Consider the following 15,436-nt stretch of genomic DNA (forward strand, 5'->3'; position numbering starts at 1 on the left):
TAACAGAAGGGCCCCAAGGCCAAGCCGCGCTCGTAACGAGATGCTGCGACGTGGCGTGCCTGCGGCTCTGTTTCTGATAGCATCTGGGCGCGGACTCATCTGAATTCTGCCCAACCTATGATCTATTGATTACGTATTGTGCCGATATTTGGGAGATTTCTGCCGACAGCCCCCAACGACCGCGAAGTTTTCGGGTTTTCTACCGGCTTGTCTCTAGCTTTGGGACTACGACCAAGGATTCAATTGACAAGAGGGTAACATGATAGAACTCGTATTTGTAACCTGCCTCAGTTTGGCACCGACAGAATGTCGTGAGCGCAGCCTGCTGTTTACCGACATCACTCCGATGACCTGCATGATGGGTGCGCAGCCGGAACTCGCGAAATGGGCCGACAGCCACCCGAAATGGGTTGTGAGCCAGTGGAAATGTCAGTCGATCCGCACCGCCGGAATGAAGGCCTGACCGGATTACGCGGCTCCACGGGAGGGCCGGTCGCGTAATCCACCCAACCCCGCGTCCAATTCGGCGCGGTCCCAATTTTTCCGGAACCCCATTTCAGGATATGCACGGCCCGCTTCAAACCCCACAGGCCGCCGGTTTTTGCAACCTGATGATATCGCCGCCCGCAGCACCAGCGTCGTCGGCGTCATGGGTGACCATCAGAACCGGCAACGCCAGCGCCCGCGCGCGATCAAAGACCAGCCGCCGCATCTGATCACGCAGGGCGGCATCCAGCCCCGAGAACGCCTCGTCCAGCAACAGCGCGCGTGGCTCGGATAGCAGCATCCGCATCAGCGCCACCCGCGCCTTTTGCCCGCCAGACAACGTGGCGGGATCGCGGTCGGCGTAGCCATTAAGCCCGACATCCGCGAGTGCTGCGTCAATACGGGCGCGCCGCGCTTTGGTTGTGCCCCCGGGGACCAGGCCGAACCCAAGGTTAGCACCAACCGACAGATGCGGAAACAACAGATCGTCCTGAAACAGGATACCGAGTCGGCGCTGTTCGGCTGGCAGATCAGTGATGTCGGTCGCCCCCAGGCAGACCCGGCCCATTCCAGTAAACCCGGTCGGCAGCGTCCCGGTGAGAAAGGCCAGCAAGGTCGATTTTCCGACGCCGGATGGCCCCATCACGCTGAGCACCGTGCCGGGAGCGATGCAATGGTCGACCTCGATCAGGGGGGTGTCGCCGCGCAATATGCAGATGTTGTCGAGCGTCAGTGCCTCAGCCATGTAAACCCTTTCGGTTGCGCCAGATCAGGGCGGGCAGGATCAGCGCCAGAGCAAAGGGGCCCAACACCGCCAGCGTCTGCGCCACCGCGTAGGCGCCGATCGCCCGCCGATCACCGCCCGACGCAAGCGCCACCGCCTCGGTTGTCAGGGTCGGGACCCGGCCACCTCCGACCAGCAATGTCGGCAGGTATTGTCCGACGGAAACAGCAAACCCTACCGCTGCTGCGGTTAAGATCGGGCGCAGCAGCATCGGCAGACGTATGCGCCACAGCACAGCCCAAGGCCCGGTGCCAAGGGCCGCGGCGACACTGCCCAAACGCGAATCCCAGGCGCGCCAGGGATCGCCCAGCGACAAAAAGATATAGGGCAGCACAAAGACCATATGCGCCAGCACCACAGCCCCAAGCGTCCGGTCCGCACCAAGCGTCAGCAGCAACGTCTGCAACCCCGGCAAAAATGCGATCTGCGGCACCAGAAGCGGCAGATAGATCAACCAAAGTCCGCGACGACTGAGGCGCCAGCCTGATCTGTATTCGGATTCCAGGCAGCCGATGACCAACGCCAGCGCCAGCGCGGTCGCCAGCAGCGCAACAACGGCCGTGGTCGCGGCGCTGCCCGTGATTGAGGGAAGATGCCGACTCCAACTGCGCAGATCAAAGCTGACAGGGAGCGCGTCGGGAAAGCCCCAGAACCCGGCAAACGACCACACCACGAGCCCTGCCAGCCCAAACAGCACAACCAGCGCAGATCCCGCCCCGGCAATCAATCCAAGCGGACGCAGCACCCCATCACCGCCCCCCGTCTGCCGCCCGCCGCCCAGCGCAGCCCAAGCCGCGCCACGACGATTTCCCCCACCCGCCAAAGGCACAGCCCACCAACGACCAGCACCAGTTGAAGCAGTGCCGCCGCCGAGGCGGTCAGGCGTTGGGACAGATCCGGATCCGACATCCACCGGACGATTTGCACCGACAGGGTTGGCGGTGTTGATGGCCCAAGGATCATCGCCACGTCCACCACGGACATCGAAAATGCCAGCACCACATAAACCGGCAGCCGGATTTGTGCATAGATCGCCGGGAAAACCGCCCTGAGCCAGCCGCCAAGCCTACCGTACCCCAGCGTTTGCGCCACGCGCATTCGCCGTGACGCATCGCTCTGGCCCTGCGCTGCCAGCGCCATCAGCAGCAGAAACGGCATCTCTTTGGCAGCCAGACCTGCGATCAGCGCCAGCCCCATTGGATCCTGTACGATCAGCAGATCGGGCGGTCGGTCCCAACCAGTCAGGCCCGGTGACAGAACCCGCGCGATCCAGCCCGACGGTGCGATCAGGAAAGCAAGGCCAAAGGCGGTGGCAGCATGAGGCACCGACAGCAGCGGCGACAGCAAACGCTCGATCACGCCAAAGACTCGGGTCCCCGACCAGCCAGCCATGACCAGCGTGACGATGCCCAGTGACAGAGCCGTGGCCGCAAGGCCGGATTGTAGTGACAGTTGCGCCGCAAGCGCCAGGCCGGGCCAGTCCAGCAACGCCCGCACTGGTTCGATCGAGATATCGCGCAGACCGGCGGCGGGCAGATATCCAATGGCCGGCAGGATCGTTCCGCCAAGTCCGGCGATCACCGGACCCAGCATGGCCAATAGCGTCAGCGCCGGAACCAACCCCAGAAACGACAGCTTTGGCAGGGCACTTGCCCGTGCCGCGCGGGTGGCGGCAATCCTTCGGGCAAGCGCTCGCATAGTTTATTGTCCGGCGCTGTAGCGTCGGGTCCAGTCCTCGCCGATGCGGGTCATCCAGCTTGGATGTGGTTCTGGCTGCACCTTGCCCAGCGCAGCGGGACTAAGGGTTGCGATACCCAACTCAAGCGCGTCAAAGGTTGCACGGTCATCGTCAGACAGCGCGTCCATGTTCAGTACCGTGCCATATCCCAAAATCGCCGGATCCTGCGCCCGCGCCTGCGCGGCTGGGGACAGCAGCGCGTTGGCAACAATCATCGCGCCCGCCTTGGCGCCCGAATTGTACGGGATCGCCACAAACGAAGCGTTGCCCAGCGTGCCATCATCCAGCACGTAGGTCCGCACCGTCGGAGGCAGTTGATTGTTGGAAATTGCAGTCGACGCCTCACCCGGGCTGAACGAGATCGCGAGGTCAATTTCGTTATCCGCCATCAGCTGAAGCTGCGCGGGACCGGTCGCGGGATAGGCCATGCCCTGCCGCCACAAAACCGGCGTCAGCGCATCAAGATACGCCCACAGTGGCGCAGTCACGGCTGCATAGCTCGCGTCATCCACTGGGTGCGACAACGTTTCGTTGTCGTCGGCCAGGTCGATCAGCACCTGTTTCAGGAATGTCGTGCCCAGAAAATCCGGCGGCTGCGGATAGGTGAAACGGCCGGGATGTGCCTTGGCCCAATCAAGGATCTCTTCGACGCTGGTTTGGGGATCCATGTCGGCGGTATCGTACATGAACACAACCTGCGCCATCGCCCATGGCGCTTCGTAGCCTTCGGTCTGCACGGTGAAATCGGTTTGAACCGTTTTGCCCGCCACATCAACATATTGCCAGTTCGGCAGGGCCTCGGCAAACGGGCCAAACAGCAGATCCGCCGCCTTCATCGCGGCAAAATTCGGCCCGTTGATCCAGATCATGTCGACCGCGCTATCGTCATTCTGACCAGCCTGCTTTTCGTTCAGCACGCGGGTCACAGCGTCAGCGGTGTCAGACAGCTTCACATGCTCCAGCGTGACGCCCTGCTGCGCCACTTGTTCGCCGATCCATGCGATGAAATCATTGGTGGCTGTCGATCCGCCCCAGGCGTGCCAATAGACGGTCTGGCCCTGTGCCTCGATCAGCACGGCGTCCCAATCCGAGGGATCGGGATCGGCAAGCGCGGGCAGCGGCATCATCAGGGCGGCCAGCAGCGGCAAGGTTGATGTGAATCGTGTCATGGGATCTCCGTTGGTTCGGTGAACAGGGTGCGGGCGGCAAAGATTCGCAAAGTTGCAGTGGCGTAGCAGAGGGCGCCAAAGACCCAGGCCATCAGCGCAAAGCCTTGGGGAAACAGGCACAGCAGCACAAAAAAACCGATGGTTTCCGCCCCTTCGAGCAACCCATTCGAGAAGTAGAGTGATTTTGCCCCCTGCGCGTCAGTTTGCATCCCGCGCTTTTCGGCAAGAATTGCATAGCCGAGAAAGCTGGTGCCGTTGAAGTAGAATGACGCCAGCAGAAACGCCCCGGCGATGCCGTTGGCGGCGGGGTCAAGCAGCACAAAGCCCAGCGGCACCGCGCCGTAGAACAGGAAATCGCAGGCGATATCGAGGTAGCCACCGAAATCGGTCTTGCGACCGGCGCGTGCCACGGCACCGTCCAGTCCATCGGCGATCCGCGACAGCAGCAGCGGCAGCAGCGCCCAGCCCGGCGCACCGCCCGCAATCATCGCCGCCGCCAACAAGCCAAGCACCAGGCCCGTCAGCGTCACATGATCCGCCCCCACGCCCCACCCGGCCACGCGCCGACCCACCGCATTCAGCGGCGGATCAATCAATTTGCGGGCGGTCGCGTCAAACATGAGGGCCTCATCAGGGTTGCGTCGCATAAAGCCACGAGGCGTCCCATCGGGCAATGGCAATACGGGAATGTGAAACTTTGTGTGTCGCGGCGATTTGCGGCCGACCTCAACTGTCATTGCGGCGCGCCAAATATGCTGCGGATGCAGCGACGGGGCTTGCCTCTGGTCGCGACCTTGCGCATCTTCCACCCGTCTGGCCCATATCCCCGAGAGGACCTCTGATGGACCCTGCCGACCTGACGGCCCTTGATGCCCTGAGCCTGATCCGGTCACGCAAATTGTCGCCGGTCGAGCTGGCCCAAGCCTGCATCGCACGCACCGAGGCGATCAATCCAGCGGTCAACGCTGTCATCGCCTGGAATCCGGATCAGATCCTGACCGAAGCGCGCCGCGCCGAGACTGTGCTGACACGGGGGCGGGCCGGTGCGCTATGCGGCTTGCCGGTGGCGATCAAGGACGAGATCGACGTAAAGGGCCTGCCAACTACCAATGGATCCGAGTTGTTCGCCGATCACATCGCCGACGGGGATGACGCCATAGTGACGGCGCTGCGCACCGCAGGCGCGGCGATACTGGGAAAGACCAATATCCCGGAATGGTCAGCCGGTGCCAATACCCGCAACCGGGTCTGGGGCGTCACGGCGAACCCCTATGATCTGGACAAAAGCTGTGCCGGATCATCGGGCGGTTCGGCGGTGGCGCTGGCCTGTGGCATGGCGCCGCTCGCCACCGGGTCCGATATGGGAGGGTCGTTGCGCAATCCGGCAGCCTTTTGTGGCGTTGTGGGATTTCGGCCCTCACCTGGCGTGGTGCCCGGCAATACAAGGGGGCTTGGGCCGCTGTGGCTGTCGACCGCCGGGCCGATGGCGCGCAATGTTTCAGATTTGGCGTTGCTACTGTCGGTGATGGCGCGCCCTGACGCCGGGGACCCTTATACCACGGTGGTGGATGGGCGCACGGCGTGGGATCCCCGCGACCTGGCCCTGCCGGGGCGTGCGAACCTGCGGCGCATCCGCGTCGCTGCGACGGCGGATTTCGGCTTTGCCCCGACGGAAAAGCGTGTGCGCCAGACTTTTGACGCAGCTCTGGCGGCACTTGCACCGTCACTGCCCATGCTCGAAGAATGTGCGCCCGATTGTACCGGGGCTGACCGGATCTTTGCCGTGCTACGGGCCATTGCGTTTCTGGCGCAGCATCATGACCGCACCGTCGCCCACCCCGACAAGGTCGGCCCGAACGTGACCCGCAATGTCGAAGAGGGGCTGCAGTATCGCGCGCTTGATGTCGCCCGTGCCCTTGCTGATCAAACCAGCTACCAGCGGCGCTGGGGCGCATTCTTTGAGGAATGCGATGTGCTGATATCGCCGGCGGTCTGTCTTGCTCCGCGCCCCTGGCGCGAACATTTCCCGACACAGATCGACGGCACACCGACACAAAGCTACTTTCACTGGCTGGCTAATGCCTACGCTGTGACATTGGCCGGACATCCAGCGGTCACCCTGCCGTGTGGACTCGATGCTGACGGCATGCCGTTCGGACTGCAACTGATCGGGCGGCGGCATGGCGATGCAGCGCTGCTGGCCGTGGCAACCGCGGTTGAGGCCACGATTGCCGAAATCCCATCGCTTGTAACGCCGACACCGGATATCGCCGCATTACGCGCGGCACAGCCGCTGTCATTGGCCACCGGATTTCGCGATGCGGGATAATATGTCGGACGTTTTGGTTCTGGGCAGCGGCATCGCTGGTCTGGGCGCGGCCCTTGCGCTTCAGGCACGGGGCGTGTCCTGCCGGATCATCGACCGCGCGGAACCCGGGACCGAAACCAGCTATGGCAATGCAGGTATTTTGCAATCCGAAGCGTCCGAGCCCTACGCCCTGCCACGCCACCCCGGCGCCTTGCTGGCAATGGCGCTGGGGCACGAGAACGCTGCCGTGCTACACCCTTCGGCGTTGATGTCGCAAACCGGACCCTTGCTGCGGTACTGGCACGCCTCACGGCCCGCAAATATGGCGCGGGTCGCTGCCGTCTATCAGCGCCTGATTGCCGAATCTATTCCGGCCCATGCATCGCTGATCGAAGCGGCAGGGCTAGACAACCTGATCCAGCGCGACGGCTATTGGCAGGTCTATTACAGCCCGACAACGCTGGATATTGCCGCCACAGCGGCAGAACGGATGCGCGCCCTTTACGGTCATCGCATGCGCATTGTCGACGGCATGGAGCTGGCGCAGGCCGAACCAGAGCTAAAGTTCAGGCTGGCGGGCGCGGTGTTGTGGTCCGATCCCTGGCGCGTGACGGACCCCGGCGCATTGGTGCAAGGCTACGCCGCATTGTTCCGGGCGCGTGGTGGCGAAATCGTGACCGGCGACGCTATGACGCTGGAGCAGGACGGCGCTGGCTGGCGGGTCGGGCCGCACCGTGCTGGCAGGGTCGTCGTTGCGCTGGGACCGTGGTCGCCAGATTTGCTGCGCCGCTTTGGTTACCGCATACCGATGGTGGCCAAACGCGGCTATCACGCGCATTACAACGGGGAACAGCAGCTGAACCGCGCCATGGTCGATGCCGAGCACAATATCGTCCTGTCACCAATGCGGCAGGGTCTGCGCATCGCCACCGGGGCCGAGCTATCCGCGCGGCCGCCCGCCGAAGATCCCCGACAGCTGCGTCGCGGCGAAGAGGCTGCCCGCGCACTGTTGGACATCGGCCAACGTGTCGAACCCCGCGCCTGGGCCGGGACGCGGCCCTGCCTGCCGGGTATGTTGCCGCTGGTCACCGAGGCACCGCGACACAAGGGCCTTTGGCTGCATTTCGGGCATGGACATCAGGGCTTTACCCTGGGTCCCGCCACCGGCAATCGTCTGGCCCGCGCCATGACCGGCGAAGCCAATGCAATTGACGGCCTCTCGATAGGTCTGTCCTAGACGTTGTTTGCTCTGGGGTTTGGCTTGGCTGCACCCCAGGACGGACTCATACCAAGCATAGCTGTAACAAGGAGCGACCTCATGACTCAGATCACCCGCCACCACTCTGGCCCACGCATGAGCCAGATCGTCGAGCATGGCGATACCATATATTTGGCCGGTCAGGTCGGCACAGCGGGCGACGACGTCGCCACGCAGACCCAAACCTGCCTGTCAAAGATTGATACGCTGCTGGCCGAGGTCGGATCAGACAAGACCCGCCTGCTACAGGTCACCATCTGGCTGGCCGATATGGCCGATTTCACTGCGATGAACGTGGTTTGGGATGCCTGGGTTGCGCCTGGCCACACCCCGGCGCGTGCCTGCGGCGAAGCAAAGCTGGCCACGCCGGACTACCTTGTCGAGTTCCTTGTCACAGCCGCCAAAGGCTAAAATTTGACGGCGGGGGTCACCGCGTTGATCTGGGGCCCGATGCAATATTCCCAGTCGCAGGACCCCCGCCCGCGTCGGCGGCACAGAGCCGCCACGCAACATCCATGCGGCTAATATTGATGCACTCCGACGGATGAAAGATATCTGACAGAACGGAATCGACCCGCATTCGGGGCCTTGTACGCTCTGGTCTATCAAAGTGACGCAAACAGACCGACAGGCCGGCTGAAAATGACGCAAATGAATCGGGATTGCCCCTGATTCCAACCGTCATTGCAGGACCATACACATGCTACGCGACGCAGACGTTCTGTCCCTTCTCCTGTCCCGCCAGCCCGGCTATTCGCTGGAGCAGCCGTTCTACACCGATCCCGGCCTATATGACGCCGACCTGCGCCATATCTGGTACAAGGATTGGCTGATGACAGCGGTGAGCGCCGAACTGCCCAAGACCGGCAGCTATGTCACCCGACAGATCGGGGACTATTCAATCATCGTGGTGCGCGGCGCCGATGGCGTGGTCCGGTCGTTCCACAACTCTTGCCGCCACCGTGGCAGCCGGATCTGCGCGGCGGACAAAGGCACCAATCCGAAATTGGTTTGCCCCTACCACCAGTGGACTTATGAACTGGACGGTCGGCTGCTGTATGCCCGCGACATGGGGCCGGATTTCAAAACCGCCGATCATGGCCTGAAACCGGTGCATTGCGAAGAAGTCACAGGTATGATCATGATCTGCCTCGCCGAAGTAGCGCCCGATTTTGCCCCGTTGCGCGCTCAGGCGGAAAAGTACCTGACGCCGCATGGCCTCAAGGATTGCAAGGTTGCGTTCCAAAGCACCATTGTCGAAAACGGCAACTGGAAACTGGTGATGGAGAACAACCGCGAGTGCTATCACTGCTCGGGATCACACCCGTCGCTGTGCCGCACGTTCCCCGAGGATCCCGCGCTGTTTGGTGGCACCGACGGTTCAGGTGCGCCCGAGCTTGAGGCGCATATCGCCAAATGCGAGGCGGCGGGCCTGCCGTCCAAATTCTCGATAGCGCAGGACGAGCAGTGGCGGTTCATCCGCATCCCGTTCCTTGGCAACGCATCCAGCTACACGATGGATGGCAAACCTGCTGTGACCAAACGAGTCGGCGATGTCCCGTTTGATGAGGCGGGTAGCTGCCTGCTGTATCATTTTCCCAACTCGTGGAACCACTTCCTGTCGGATCAGGGGCTGGTGTTCCGCATGACGCCGATTTCCCCGACCGAAACCGAAGTCACCACCATCTGGCTGGTGAACAAAGATGCGGTCGAAGGCGTGGATTATGACCTGAACCGTCTGACCGAAGTCTGGGTCGCGACCAATTCCGAGGACCGCGCGATTGTTGAGGAAAACCAGCGTGGTATCAGATCGCCCGCCTATGTGCCCGGTCCCTATTCGGCGCATCAGGAAGGCGGCGTGATACAGTTCGTCGACTGGTACGCCCGCACCCTTCAGGGCCGACTGACCGGACGCGGCAAACGCGGCCTGATGGCGGCGGAGTAAGCGCATGATCCCGATGCCCACGGCGGACTCGCCTATCTGGAAAGACGACGAGCATCTGGAATGCGTGCAGACCATTCCCGAGGCCCCCGACACCATGAGCTTTGTCTTTCGCCCGCCATCAGGGTCGCGATTTTTGTACAAGGCCGGGCAGTTCCTGACGCTGGATCTGCCCGTGCCTGGTGGCAATGTGCAGCGTACCTACACAATTTCCTCCAACCCGGCGGCCACGTCCTATGTGTCGGTCACGATCAAGGCGCAGAAGGGCAGCATCGCGTCGCGTTGGATGCTGGATCACCTCAAGCCAGGGATGCGGATCAAGGTATATGGCCCAACCGGTCTGTTTCACCTGCCGCCGCAGCCGGACGACAAATATCTGTTCATTTCGGCCGGGTCGGGTGTTACCCCGATGATGTCGATGACCGCATTCTTGTGGGAACGCGGCGAAGATCCGGATGTGTCGTTCATCTCCTGCGCCCGCCGCCCCTCCGAACTTATTTTTCGCCGCCGACTCGAACATATGGCCAGCCGGGTACAGGGGCTAAAGCTGCATTTTGTCGTGGCCCAGGATGATCCCTATGACGCCTGGACCGGCTATCGCGGACGATTCAACCAGTTGATGCTGGGTCTTATGGCGCCGGACTACCTTGATCGGGAAGTGTATTGCTGCGGGCCGGAATCCTTTATGGATTCGGTGCGCGACATGCTCAACAGCCTTGGCTACGACATGGCGAAATACCATCAGGAAAGCTTTGCCGCACCCGCCGAGACCAAGGCCGAACTGACCGATTTCGACGATGTTGTGCCGCAGGAAACGGTGTTTGCCGAACTGGTCTTCGCCCGTTCCGGCAAAACGGTGCAATGCCACGAAACCGATACGGTTCTGGCGGTGGCCAAAGGCGCGGGCCTGAACATTCCGTCCGGCTGCACATTCGGCGTCTGCGGCACCTGCAAGGTTCGCAAAGTCTCGGGCGAGGCGCATATGGTCCACAACGGCGGCATCAGCGATGACGATATCGCCGACGGCTATATTCTGGCCTGCTGCTCCAATCCGATCGGACGGCTTGAGGTTGAAATCTAACGGGGTTGCGCGGTTTTCCGACCCCGACGCGCTAAGGTATCATGACCGCATCCACGCCCTGCCCCGTTCGGGATCAGGTATGCGGCGACCAGTCACTTATCCTCGGCGCGCCACCGGCCGTCGGGTTTTTCAGCCATTGTCAGCCTCTCGTATCTCTTCGCCTGCCGTACCCCGCTTGAGCAGCTGTGCTGGCACTGGCGGGCAATTCAACCGGCCCTGTGTCCGGCGACTTCATCCAAGGAAAATCTGCCCCGCCGGATAGCGCACCTTGGCAACCGAATGCATCGCCAGAAAAAACCCCAGCGTCAGCGGGCCGACCCGCCCCAGAAACATCACCAGCATAATGACACAGCGGCCCAGCGTGTCCAATTCGGGCGTTGCCCCCATCGACAGGCCGGTTGTGCCAAAGGCCGATGCCACCTCGAACGCCAGGGCGATGAACGACCCGTCATGGCTGATCGAGATGATGAACAGACCGACAAAGACGATCAGGATGCTGACCGTGGTCAGGGCAAGCACCTTCATCACTTCATTCAACCCGAGCGAGCGGCCAAAGGCATGCAGCGTGGCACGGCGGCGAAAAAATGCGACGGTCGCCAGCAAAAGTACGATAAAGGTCGTTACTTTAATCCCTCCGGCGGTCGACGTGCTGCCGGCCCCGATCAGCATCAGGGTCATCGTCATCAGCGCCGTCGAATCATGCATTGCGGCGGTGTTGATGGTGTTGAAACCAGCAGTGCGCGGGGTGACGGCCTGAAACCAGCTTGCCTGCAGTTTGTCCCAGACCGAGTCGAGACCGCCCAGCGTTCCGGGATTGCGCCATTCCAGCGCTGCGAACATCATCCAGGCCAGAGTTATAAGCGCGAGCGAGCCGACGATCATTAGCTTGCTGTGCAGCGACAGGCGGCGCCAACTCCGTTTGGTATAGAGATCGCCCAGGACGATAAATCCCAGCCCGCCAGTGATGAACAGCGCCGGGATCACCAGATTGATCAACGGGTTTGCCACCCATTGCGACAGGCTGTCCGGCCAGAGCGCGAAGCCCGCATTGTTGAACGCCGAGACGCTGTGAAACAACGCCTGCCACAGACCTGGCCCCCAGCCCGACGCGGGCACAAAGACCAGAGCCAGCAGAACGGCGCCGACCGCTTCGCAGGCCAGTGAAACGACGAAAATCATCCGTACAAGGGTGGCAAGATCGCCGATCGAGCTTTGGTTGAGGTCTTCGCGCAGAATCAGGCGCTGGGAAAACCCGATCGGGATGCCGATGGCCGACAGTACAAAAACGGCAAACGTCATCAGCCCCAGCCCGCCCATCTGGATCAATATCGCGATGACCGCCTGACCAAAGACGGTAAACGCCGATCCGGTATCGACCACCGCCAAGCCCGTCACAGTCACCGCAGACATCGAGGTAAACGCCGCATCCCAAAGGCCGACAGTGCCGTGATGTGACCAAGGCAACCAAAGGGTTAGCGCGCCGATCACCACCAGCCCAAGGTAAAATGCGGCCAGCAAAGCCGGCGGCGTCAGCCGCATTGCCCGGCGACCAAGACCAAGCCGCATTCCGCGTAGCGCCATCTCAGAGGCTCGCCGTGAATTTTCGCAAGTCCCCGCGCTGCCCCAGCAACAGCACCAGGTCGTCGCGGTTCAGCTCGCAGCTATGCGCATCACTACCCAGAAACTGCGTGCCGCGCATGACGCCGATGCAACGCAGGTTAAAATCCTCGCGGTGCGGCAGATCAGCCAGCGACTTGCCCTCCAGGCTTTCGGGTATGCGGAAGTTCACCACATGATAGCCGTTGCCAAGACTCACGTAATCCCGCACCAGCGGGTTGTGCAGGACCTGTGCGATGTGCTGACCCATCTCGACCTCGGGGTGGATGATCCGATCGACACCCAACCGGCTGAGGATCCGGTGATGGGTTTTGGTGCGCGCCTTGGCCCAGATCTTTTCGACGCCCACCAGCTTGAGGTTCATGGCCGACAGGATACTAGCCTCAAGATCGGTGCCAAGGGCGATGAGCGCGACGTCGCAATCGCCCAAGCCCGCCTGTTTCAGCGCCGATTCGTCACGCGCATCCACGATCAACGCCTGACTCAGGCTCTCGGCGTGGGTGCTGGCACGGTCCTCGTCGATGTCGATACCGATGACGTGGTTGCCGAACCGCATGAGTTCCGTAGCGACCGTGCTGCCGAAATTCCCCAGCCCGATAACGCCAAACGCGCGTTTTTTCTCTGGCATGGACAGGACTCCTTGTGTGTCGCGCATATGACGCGCCGATGTCCGCAGTTTTGTCAGGATACGCTGGCTGGTTCAATCCGGTGTAGCATCCCGCGCCCGGGCGGTGTCCTGAGAGACAGTTAACCATTCCTGCGCAGGTTTGGCCGTCAAACCGCACGGCTGGGCGTCCCGGCCAGTGCGACCGCGCCACCAGGGAGAATGCGCATGGGACTATTGAATCCGAACGATGCACAGCAGATGCCCGCATATTTTGCGGCACCGGTGCCTTATGCCCGGCTGCTTGTGCTTGCACCGGGTGCCGACACGCTGTGCGCGATTTACCGCGACCCGGACCTGACCGAGATGCTGGCCAATCCGCTCAAGGCCGATGCCGACGGCCGCTTTGACCTTTGCCATGTCGTAGATGGTGTCTACCGCATCGTGGTTCAGACCATGGACGGGCAGACGGTGCTGGATCAGGACAATCTGGCGATTCGGTCCAGTCGTTCGTTCGGGGTGGCGCACGGGTTTCGCACGACTGACGAAATGCGCGCCGATACCGTGCTGTCTTACACCGACGGTTTCGGGCGGCAAACGGTTTCGCCGGGTGGCATCGTCAGCGTCGCAGATGGCGGATACAGCTATGCTGTTGCACATTTTGACGCGGTGGATCACCATCTGGCAACGGCTGGCGGGGTCAGGCTTTATGTTCAACCGCGCGACAACACCGTCACGCCTGAACAGTTCGGCGCCGATGCCGGTTACGTCACCACGGCGGACGATACACCGTATATTCAGGCCGCGCATGATTTTCTGGCAGCGCGGGGGGGCGGCCGTCTTCTGCTGTCGCGGCCTTACCGGCTTGGCTCGGCCACGGCGCGGGGGGCGGGCCTGACCCGGTCTCTGGAGTTTTATGCCGACGATCTGACGATCGAGGCCCATGGCGGCGCACGACTGATCTGCGACGTGCCGGGGCAGAGTGACACCTATCACCCGGTGATGTTCTTTGGCGGCGGCAAGATCGCGAGCGGGACCGGCAACCGGACCACACAACGCTGCGCTGACAAGACAGTACATGCCATTTCTGGCCCACTGCCCAAGGGCAGCCGCATCATTCCCCTCGCCAATGCCAGCCACGCGGCGTGGTATCAACCGGGCGACATTGTGTATATCCGCACCGGTCAGCTTGGCTCTGATCCCGGCAGCACCACCGAACCCACGGCCGAGTTGGGTCAGGTCCATACAGTGGGCGCGTCCAGTATCACGTTGGTTGAAGGGCTGGCGCACGGCTATGCGCCAGAATATTTTCCTGATTCCGCCATGACCGGCCCAACCTCCGGGATCGTGACCGCATGGCCTGCTGCATATGGTGTTTGCAAAGTCACCGACCGGGTGATGCGTGGCCTCAAGATCCTAGGGAAGTTGGAGATTGATGACAGCAGCCAGTCACGGCAGGCACTGACCGCGTGGGGGCTATTTGACTGCGATTTTGGCGAAACTGTCTATCGCTACCGCTGGCTGGGCTTTGGCGCGCGCGATGCGTTGCATGTTCGCGGTCGTCTGATCGCACGCCATTCTGGCGCGGCCACCTTTGCGCCCGGCGCATCCTGCGGCTTTCATCCTGGCACCGGATGCAGCCGCTGGAATTGTGACATCGACAGCCTGTCACCGACCTTTTCTAGCGTGCTGATGCATCAAAACATTGGCGACAGCGCCTTTCGGATTCGTACCCGGAACGGCGAAGATCCCGCCGACGGGTCGCCCCATGGCGCGGGTATCAGCGTGACGGCCGGTGTCGATGACCTGCACCTTGATCTGGATTGTCATATGGGAAACCTGCCGCTGCCCGGCGTGCACGTGGACGTCGTATCCAAAGGCGGTGTGCGGTTTGGCCTTTGCCGGGTGTCGCATGGCGACAGCAGTGTTTCTGCCATCGTTATTGATGCGGGTAGCGTGGCCTTTACTCAGGGCATCACCCTGTGCGGCAGCAACAAGCGTGTCAGCCTGAGCGGTACACAATCAGCCGACCAGGCACTGGGCACGATGGGGATGATCCAGTACCTGACCGGCGTGGTGACCCACGACCGACCATGCGATCTGGGCACCCTCCCGCGCGAGGCGATCCCGCTGTTCCTGTCCGTAAACGTTACAAGCGCTGTCAGCGGCTCTAGCAACCGGATCAACGTCGGCCATACCGATCAGGGCGCGGCCTATGTTGATCAGCTGATCTGCGGTTCTGAGGGTGGGCATATGGTCGACATCCGCGACACCGCCGCCGGTACAGCACTCAATCGCCAGCAGGCACAGGACCGCGCGGTGATCGCACGCTGTGTCGATGCAACAGCTGGGGCTGCGGTTGTCGTGATGGCCTATGTGATCGCGGGCCATCAGAGCTGACATCGCCACCACCGGCGGCCCACAGTGCAGAATTTCCCATTTCCCCGAC

The 15,436-nt window shown here is 62.1% G+C and carries 12 protein-coding genes and 1 pseudogene; 7 read left to right on the plus strand and 6 right to left on the minus strand.

What is annotated here, in order from left to right:
• Positions 1-259 precede the first annotated feature (259 nt).
• Positions 260-463 carry a hypothetical protein gene (locus IMCC21224_RS00140; RefSeq protein WP_047993608.1) on the plus strand — a complete coding sequence of 68 codons (204 nt, stop codon included), beginning with the start codon at positions 260-262 and terminating at the stop codon, positions 461-463.
• A 114-nt stretch (positions 464-577) separates the two neighbouring features.
• On the opposite strand, the gene IMCC21224_RS00145 is transcribed toward IMCC21224_RS00140, so the two are convergent.
• The 4 genes and pseudogenes from IMCC21224_RS00145 to IMCC21224_RS00160 form a co-directional block, all read right to left on the minus strand.
• Complete coding sequence (locus IMCC21224_RS00145; protein ID WP_047993609.1) at positions 578-1,231, minus strand: ATP-binding cassette domain-containing protein; 654 nt, start codon at positions 1,229-1,231, stop codon at positions 578-580.
• Positions 1,224-2,863: pseudogene (locus tag IMCC21224_RS00150) on the minus strand (ABC transporter permease). The gene IMCC21224_RS00145 and the pseudogene IMCC21224_RS00150 overlap by 8 nt, the downstream one beginning before the upstream one ends.
• 108 nt (positions 2,864-2,971) lie before the next feature.
• Positions 2,972-4,177: an ABC transporter substrate-binding protein gene (locus IMCC21224_RS00155; protein ID WP_047993610.1), complete on the minus strand. Its 1,206-nt coding sequence runs from the start codon at positions 4,175-4,177 to the stop codon at positions 2,972-2,974.
• On the minus strand, positions 4,174-4,797 hold the full coding sequence (locus tag IMCC21224_RS00160; protein ID WP_047996749.1) for a CDP-alcohol phosphatidyltransferase family protein: 624 nt from the start codon (positions 4,795-4,797) through the stop codon (positions 4,174-4,176). The genes IMCC21224_RS00155 and IMCC21224_RS00160 overlap by 4 nt, the downstream gene beginning before the upstream one ends.
• A 221-nt stretch (positions 4,798-5,018) precedes the next feature.
• On the opposite strand from IMCC21224_RS00160, the gene IMCC21224_RS00165 reads away from it, so the two are divergent.
• The 5 genes from IMCC21224_RS00165 (at position 5,019) to IMCC21224_RS00185 (ending at position 10,766) form a co-directional block, all read left to right on the plus strand.
• On the plus strand, positions 5,019-6,506 hold the full coding sequence (locus tag IMCC21224_RS00165) for an amidase (protein WP_047993611.1): 1,488 nt from the start codon (positions 5,019-5,021) through the stop codon (positions 6,504-6,506).
• A gap of 1 nt (position 6,507) precedes the next feature.
• On the plus strand, positions 6,508-7,722 hold the full coding sequence (locus IMCC21224_RS00170; RefSeq protein ID WP_047996750.1) for an FAD-binding oxidoreductase: 1,215 nt from the start codon (positions 6,508-6,510) through the stop codon (positions 7,720-7,722).
• Positions 7,723-7,803: 81 nt separating this feature from the next.
• Positions 7,804-8,154: a RidA family protein gene (locus IMCC21224_RS00175; RefSeq protein ID WP_047993612.1), complete on the plus strand. Its 351-nt coding sequence runs from the start codon at positions 7,804-7,806 to the stop codon at positions 8,152-8,154.
• 289 nt (positions 8,155-8,443) lie between these two features.
• Positions 8,444-9,688 (plus strand): aromatic ring-hydroxylating dioxygenase subunit alpha, encoded by a 1,245-nt coding sequence (locus IMCC21224_RS00180; RefSeq protein ID WP_047993613.1) that lies wholly within the window; start codon positions 8,444-8,446, stop codon positions 9,686-9,688.
• A 4-nt stretch (positions 9,689-9,692) separates the two neighbouring features.
• A complete protein-coding gene (locus IMCC21224_RS00185; protein WP_047993614.1) occupies positions 9,693-10,766 on the plus strand; it encodes a hybrid-cluster NAD(P)-dependent oxidoreductase in 1,074 nt (357 codons plus the stop codon).
• A 231-nt stretch (positions 10,767-10,997) separates the two neighbouring features.
• On the opposite strand, the gene IMCC21224_RS00190 is transcribed toward IMCC21224_RS00185, so the two are convergent.
• Both IMCC21224_RS00190 and IMCC21224_RS00195 read right to left on the minus strand, forming a co-directional pair.
• Positions 10,998-12,347 carry a TrkH family potassium uptake protein gene (locus IMCC21224_RS00190; protein WP_231581982.1) on the minus strand — a complete coding sequence of 450 codons (1,350 nt, stop codon included), beginning with the start codon at positions 12,345-12,347 and terminating at the stop codon, positions 10,998-11,000.
• A 1-nt stretch (position 12,348) separates the two neighbouring features.
• Positions 12,349-13,011, minus strand: coding sequence for a TrkA family potassium uptake protein (locus IMCC21224_RS00195; RefSeq protein WP_047993615.1), 663 nt, complete (start codon positions 13,009-13,011; stop codon positions 12,349-12,351).
• 204 nt (positions 13,012-13,215) lie between these two features.
• On the opposite strand from IMCC21224_RS00195, the gene IMCC21224_RS00200 reads away from it, so the two are divergent.
• Positions 13,216-15,387: a hypothetical protein gene (locus tag IMCC21224_RS00200; RefSeq protein WP_047993616.1), complete on the plus strand. Its 2,172-nt coding sequence runs from the start codon at positions 13,216-13,218 to the stop codon at positions 15,385-15,387.
• Positions 15,388-15,436: the final 49 nt, after the last annotated feature.

It is taken from the genome of Puniceibacterium sp. IMCC21224 (genome assembly GCF_001038505.1).
Taxonomy (GTDB): Bacteria; Pseudomonadota; Alphaproteobacteria; order Rhodobacterales; family Rhodobacteraceae; genus Puniceibacterium.